Annotated in this window: 5 protein-coding genes; 4 read left to right on the top strand and 1 reads right to left on the bottom strand. The window is 64.9% G+C overall.

Annotated features, from left to right (window positions below):
• Positions 1–913 (top strand): amidohydrolase family protein (locus ACIQ42_RS15660; protein WP_397423177.1); only part of this gene is annotated, 913 nt, incomplete at its 5' end.
• Positions 914–984: 71 nt separating this feature from the next.
• A complete protein-coding gene (locus ACIQ42_RS15655; protein ID WP_397423176.1) occupies positions 985–1593 on the top strand; it encodes a DUF6134 family protein in 609 nt (202 codons plus the stop codon).
• Between the two features lie 12 nt (positions 1594–1605).
• On the opposite strand, the gene ACIQ42_RS15650 is transcribed toward ACIQ42_RS15655, so the two are convergent.
• Positions 1606–2376: a class I SAM-dependent methyltransferase gene (locus ACIQ42_RS15650; RefSeq protein WP_397423175.1), complete on the bottom strand. Its 771-nt coding sequence runs from the start codon at positions 2374–2376 to the stop codon at positions 1606–1608.
• Between the two features lie 207 nt (positions 2377–2583).
• Here ACIQ42_RS15650 and ACIQ42_RS15645 point away from each other — a divergent pair, with 207 nt between their 5' ends.
• Entirely contained in the window at positions 2584–3729 is a 1146-nt protein-coding gene (locus tag ACIQ42_RS15645) for an MFS transporter (RefSeq protein ID WP_397423174.1), read from the top strand.
• A gap of 127 nt (positions 3730–3856) precedes the next feature.
• A complete protein-coding gene (locus ACIQ42_RS15640) occupies positions 3857–5209 on the top strand; it encodes an MFS transporter (protein WP_397404212.1) in 1353 nt (450 codons plus the stop codon).
• Positions 5210–5281 lie beyond the last annotated feature (72 nt).

The following is a 5281-nucleotide window of genomic DNA, read 5'->3' as shown; positions in this document are numbered from 1 at the left end:
TCTGCTGAAGTCATACGTGCGCCAGCCGCTTCAGGACCAACGCGACATCACCACCTGGGCGCACGCCCAGGGGATCCCCGTCACCGGCCACTATCACTATCCGGCGCTGGCCTTCGGCCTCGACGGCATGGAGCATATCGGCGCGACCAGCCGAACAGGCTACTCACGCACCGTGAGCCAGCTCGGCGTCAGCTATCAGGACGTTACCGCCCTGTTCGCCGCCAGCGGCGCACGCCGCACCCCCACACTGTTTACATCTTCGGCGCTTTACGGTGTGGATCGGTCGCTGGTGGATGATCCCCGGACCAAGGCCCTCTATCCGCCGTGGGAGTATGCCCGCCTGTTGCTGCGCGCGACCCAGGCCGCGTCAGCCGACAACTCGGTCCCGCTGGCGGCTTTGGCTGCCAATGTCGCCCATCTTCGCGCCATCCTGGCTGGCGGTGGTCGCGTCGTCACCGGCACCGACTCACCCATCGATTTCAATGGCATCAGCCTGCACATGAACCTGCGCGCCATGGTGAAATACGGCATGACCCCCGCCGAGGCGCTCACCACCGCCACCCGCTATGCCGGCGAGTTCCTCGACCAACCGTTGGGTGTGATTGCGCCTGGCATGCTGGCGGACATGGTGGTGACCGATGGGAACCCGCTGCAGCGCATCGAGGACGCTGCCGCGGTCCGGCATGTGATCAAGAACGGCGAAGTCTACGACATTCCGACGATCCTCGGACCTTTCTCGAAGATGCCGGCGATGGCCGCCGCGCCGGTACGAAGCTTTGCCCGGGCCCCGGCCCCTGGCCTCTGGTGGCACGATGCCGGATACGTAGAATCCGGTCGCGCGGCCTGCTGCCTTGATCCCTTCTGCGCCGTCGACGCCACAGGCCGGCGGATCTTCCGCGCTACAGAAGTTTGACGCCTGCCACCAGATCGCCACAGACTTGGGTCTATCGTGCCACCCGAAGTCCGATTTCCAGTGGAGTCGCTATGAGCCTTATGTTGGGACGCCGAGAGCTGATCCTGGGCGGCGCCGGTCTGGCCCTGTCACCCGGTTTTGCCCTGGCCGCTCCGCCAGCGCGCCTGGCCTTCCAGGTCTTCCGCAACGGGACCAAGGTGGGCGAACACGTGATGACCTTCAGCGGTGATGACGCCAATCGCACCATCACCGCCGACGTCGCCATGACGGTGAAGGTCGGGCCGGTCCCGGTCTACAAGTACAAGCACAACGCCGTGGAGAAGTGGGTCGGCGGCAAATGGGCCAGTGTCGAGACCACCACCAACGGCAACGGCAAGATCACCAGGGCCTCGGCCCGCGCCATGCCGGGCTTTGTCCAGATCACCGGACCTGCGGGCGCCCAGCGCGGCCCGGCAGACGCGGTGCCACTCAGCCACTGGAACCCCGCAAACTTCACCCGGCCCCTCTTCAACCAGCAGGAAGGCAAGTTGCTGAAGGTTCGCTGCACCCAGATGGCGCCGGGGCATTGGCAGATCCGGGGCGACGCGGAGATCGACGACTTCTACGACGCGTCGGGCAACTGGCTGGCGCTGCGCGGCAAGCTCGAGGACGGCTCGAAGATGGAATACAAGCGGATCTGAGTTCGCGCGTCGTCAGGCCTTCCGGGCCACATAGAGGTGGGTCTCCCAGGCGGAATCATATGTTCCGCCCTGATCCGCGATCGCAGCCGACAGCGCGTCGAACAGGGCGAAACGAGGCGCCTCGGCCAGAACATGGTAGCTGGAATCGGTCCGTAGATAGCGGCCGAAGAGATCCGGATCGAACGTCCAGGTCCAGCTGTAGCCCCGGTGCTCTGCGGGCCGAAACAGCCTGGTCGCCGCAACCATCGAGGAGACAGGACCCTCCGGCAGATACCAACTCTGCGGCGGCGATTGCCCCCAGGCTCCTGGCCAATAGGTGTCGAATGCCGCGCGAAAAGCCGGCTGCAGCGCCTCGGGCACCATCATCGGCACATGCCCGAAGATCGCCAGACAGCCGTCAGGCCGGAGCATGCTGGCCGCCTTGGTGAACCCGACTTCCGGATCGACCCAGTGCCAGGCCTGGGCAGACGCGATCAGGTCAAAGGACGCTGACGTTGCGTCAAAATTCTCGAATGTCGAAACAATGAAGCTGACACTCTCTGCCGAAACCCCGCGTCTGGCGTTCGAAATCAGCCTCTCGCCGGGGTCAATCGCGACCACCCGGCCTGATCGCCTCGCCAGATCCTCTGTCGCCTGGCCGGCCCCACAGCCGACCTCCAGCACCGCCTTCAACGGCCCCAATGCGCCCATTGCGACAAGGTCGTCGAACAACGCCGGCAGATATCCCGGCCGGACCTCAGCGTAGAGATCCGCTACACTGTCAAACGCCCGCCCGAAATTCATCGCCCGGCTCCGTCGCTGCGGTCTCAAAGCATAAGCATTTGGATCCGACCGGCAAAGCCTGGGCTTGCGGCCTGCGAGTCGCCATGCCTAACTCGACGCATGTGAACAGAGCGCCTCCGGGCCTGATCTCCCCCGCCTAGCCCCCGAGGCCCACCGCCGGACACCGGCGAAGGATCTCTCACTGCGTCTCTGTTCCAGGCTCCATCGATGAGTTTCTTCGGCAACAGCGCGATCAATCGCGTGAATGTTCACTACGCCATCCAGGCGATCGCAGCGGGCGCCGGCGGGGTTTTCATTCTCGCCTTTCTGCTGCGCGCCGGCTTCTCTGTCCCGGCGACGCTTGTGATCCAGGCGGGCCTCGTCGCGGCGCGCTTCGTCGTACGCCCGATCGTCCCGCCATTGGCTGCGCGGTTTGGACTGAAACCTCTGCTGATCGTCGCCATCCTGCTGGAGGCCGCCGCCTATCCCATCCTCTCCCTGGTCAAGGGGCCGGACCTGATGCTGTTCCTGTGGTTCGCCGTGGCGACCCCGGGCAGCGTCATCTACTGGACCTGCTTTCACGCCTACTTCGCCAGCCTCGGCGACGCCGAACATCGCGGCGGTCAGATCGGCGCCCGCGAGGCGATGGGCGCTTTGTCCGGCATCCTGGCGCCGCTGGTGGGAGGCTGGGTGCTGGTGACAGGCGGCCCGGTGATCCTCTTTGCCGCGGCCGGATGTCTCCAGGCGCTATCGGCGCTCCCCCTTCTTGGCGGCCCCAACGTCAGGGTCGCCCGCCAGGCGCCTGGCGCCTGGCGGGCCGCGCGGTTGGGCGCACGACTGATGTTCGCCGACGGCATCTTCGCCGGAGGCTATCATCACGTCTGGATGATCGCCCTCTTCGTGTCGCTGTCAGAGAGCTATACGGCCTATGGTGCCGCAATGGCCCTGGCGGCGGCCGTGGGCGCAGTGTTCAGCCTGTTGATTGGCCGCCATATTGACGCGGGACACGGTCGGCGCGCTCTGATCATCGCCACGGTCGTCAGTATCGGCGTCGTGCTGCTGCGGGCCGAGAGCATGAACCTGCCCTGGCTGGCCGTCACGGCCAATGCCCTGGGTGCCCTGGTCGTTGGGCTCTGGGCGCCAGCCTTGATGACCCCCGTCTACAATCTTGCCAAGGCCTCGCCCTGCCCCTTGCGGTTCCATGTGGCGACAGAGGGCGGTTGGGATCTCGGCTGCGGCGCCGTGTGCCTGGCTGCAGCAGCAATGACGGCCGCAGGTCTTCCCCTCTCGGCGTCGATCCTGCTGGGACTGATCGGCGCGGGCGCAAGTTTCGCGATCGTCTGGCGAGGATACGCCGCCAAACAGTGGGCATGACGCCTTCCCCGTTGCGCCGACGCCAAATCCCCTTAGCATAGGGCGAACGCCGGCAGCAGACCGGACTTTCGAAATGTGAGTCAGTACAGGACGCCGCGCAGGTACCTCTGCGAAGCGGCGGCAGGGTATGGAAGCCAAAAGCGAGAGCGACAGTCCCGCCGAGGGTGATCTCGCCGAGCGCGAGGCCGCCTACGAGAAGTTCGTCTGGGACAATCTCAAGCGGAACTATCTCGGAAACTACCTGCACGGCATGTTGGGCATGACCGGATTCAGGTTGGTCAATGCGCCTACCTTCCTGCCCGCCTATCTGTTCCAGATTTCCGGTTCCAACACCATCGTGGGCCTGGGCTTGGCTCTGCAACAGGTGGGCGGGATCATCTCGCCTATCTTCGCCGGCACCAAGATCGAGCATCGCAAGAAGGTGATGCCGGCTGCGGTCCTGATGGGCAGCATGGGGCGCCTCGCCATCCTTGGCATCGCGCTCTCGGGCTGGTTCATTCCCAACAAGACATTCGCGGTTTCGATGCCCTGGAGCGACCCCATTCCGGTCAATCCGCTGGTCTGGTCCGTGCTGTTTTTCATGATGATGTTCGGCATCTTCATGGGCGCCCAGCGCGTGGTGTTCAGCCTGCTGATGTCCAAGGTGATTCCGCTCAGCCGTCGCGGTCGCCTGCAGGCCTGGCGCAACGCCACGGGCGGCGCGATCGCGGCGATCCTGGCGTTCGTCGCGGGCAAGTACTTCATCGGCCCGAACATCTTCGGCAATGGCTATTCCACCACCTTCGTCTTCGCCTTTGTGCTGACCAGCCTGGGCCTGTGGGCGTTGCAACTTCTACTCAAGGAGCCCGAGCCGCCAACTGTGCGCGCCGAGGGCCGTTTCCGGGATCGGCTTCGCGAGTTCCCGGATCTGATCCGGCAAGACAAGGCCTACGGCTACTTCATCGTCGTCCAGATGCTGGCTACGTCGGCCCGGATCGCAACGCCGTTCTTCATCCTCTACGTCGGCCAGCAGATCGAGATGACGGGGGCCACGCTGGGCCTGCTCTCCCTGGCCTTCCTCGGGGCCGACACGCTCTCAAACCTGCTCTGGGGCTACATGGGCGACAAGACCGGCTTCCGTCTGGTTCTGCTGTTGTCCATCGCCGGATGGATCGGCGCCACCATTGTCCTGATGAACTTCCATTCGACCCCGGCCATCTTCGTGGCGTTCTTCGGGCTAGGGGCTTCCCAAGCGGGGTACAACATGGCTGCCCAGACCATGATCCTGGAGTTCGGCGACCGCGACGACCTACCCATGCGCATCGCCGTCTCCGCAACGGCCGAGAGCCTCACCGCCACGCTCGGCCCCCTGCTCGGCGGACTGGTGGCCGACCTCTACGGCTACAGCGTGGTGTTCGGCGCTTCGATCGGTTTCCTGGTCGCAGCCCTCGTGATCCTCTACGTCGCCGTGGGCGAGCCGCGTAAACGGCTGGAGGCCTGAGGGTGGCTGCAAGTCGCCAAATTGTCGGCAAGCCTGAACCGTGCTACTGGCCCTCCATGGTTCGTAGCTCAG

Origin of the sequence: Phenylobacterium sp., from assembly GCF_044372605.1 — a bacterium.
Classification (GTDB): Bacteria; Pseudomonadota; Alphaproteobacteria; order Caulobacterales; family Caulobacteraceae; genus Phenylobacterium.
Note: the sequence above shows the minus strand (reverse complement) of the source record. Positions and strands in the feature narration are given on the sequence as shown.

Coding starts and splice junctions, on each gene's coding strand:
- ACIQ42_RS15655 (WP_397423176.1), top strand. CDS start 985: ATGAGCCTTATGTTGGGACGCCGAGAGCTGATCCTGGGCGGCGCCGGT.
- ACIQ42_RS15650 (WP_397423175.1), bottom strand. CDS start 2,376: ATGAATTTCGGGCGGGCGTTTGACAGTGTAGCGGATCTCTACGCTGAG.
- ACIQ42_RS15645 (WP_397423174.1), top strand. CDS start 2,584: ATGAGTTTCTTCGGCAACAGCGCGATCAATCGCGTGAATGTTCACTAC.
- ACIQ42_RS15640 (WP_397404212.1), top strand. CDS start 3,857: ATGGAAGCCAAAAGCGAGAGCGACAGTCCCGCCGAGGGTGATCTCGCC.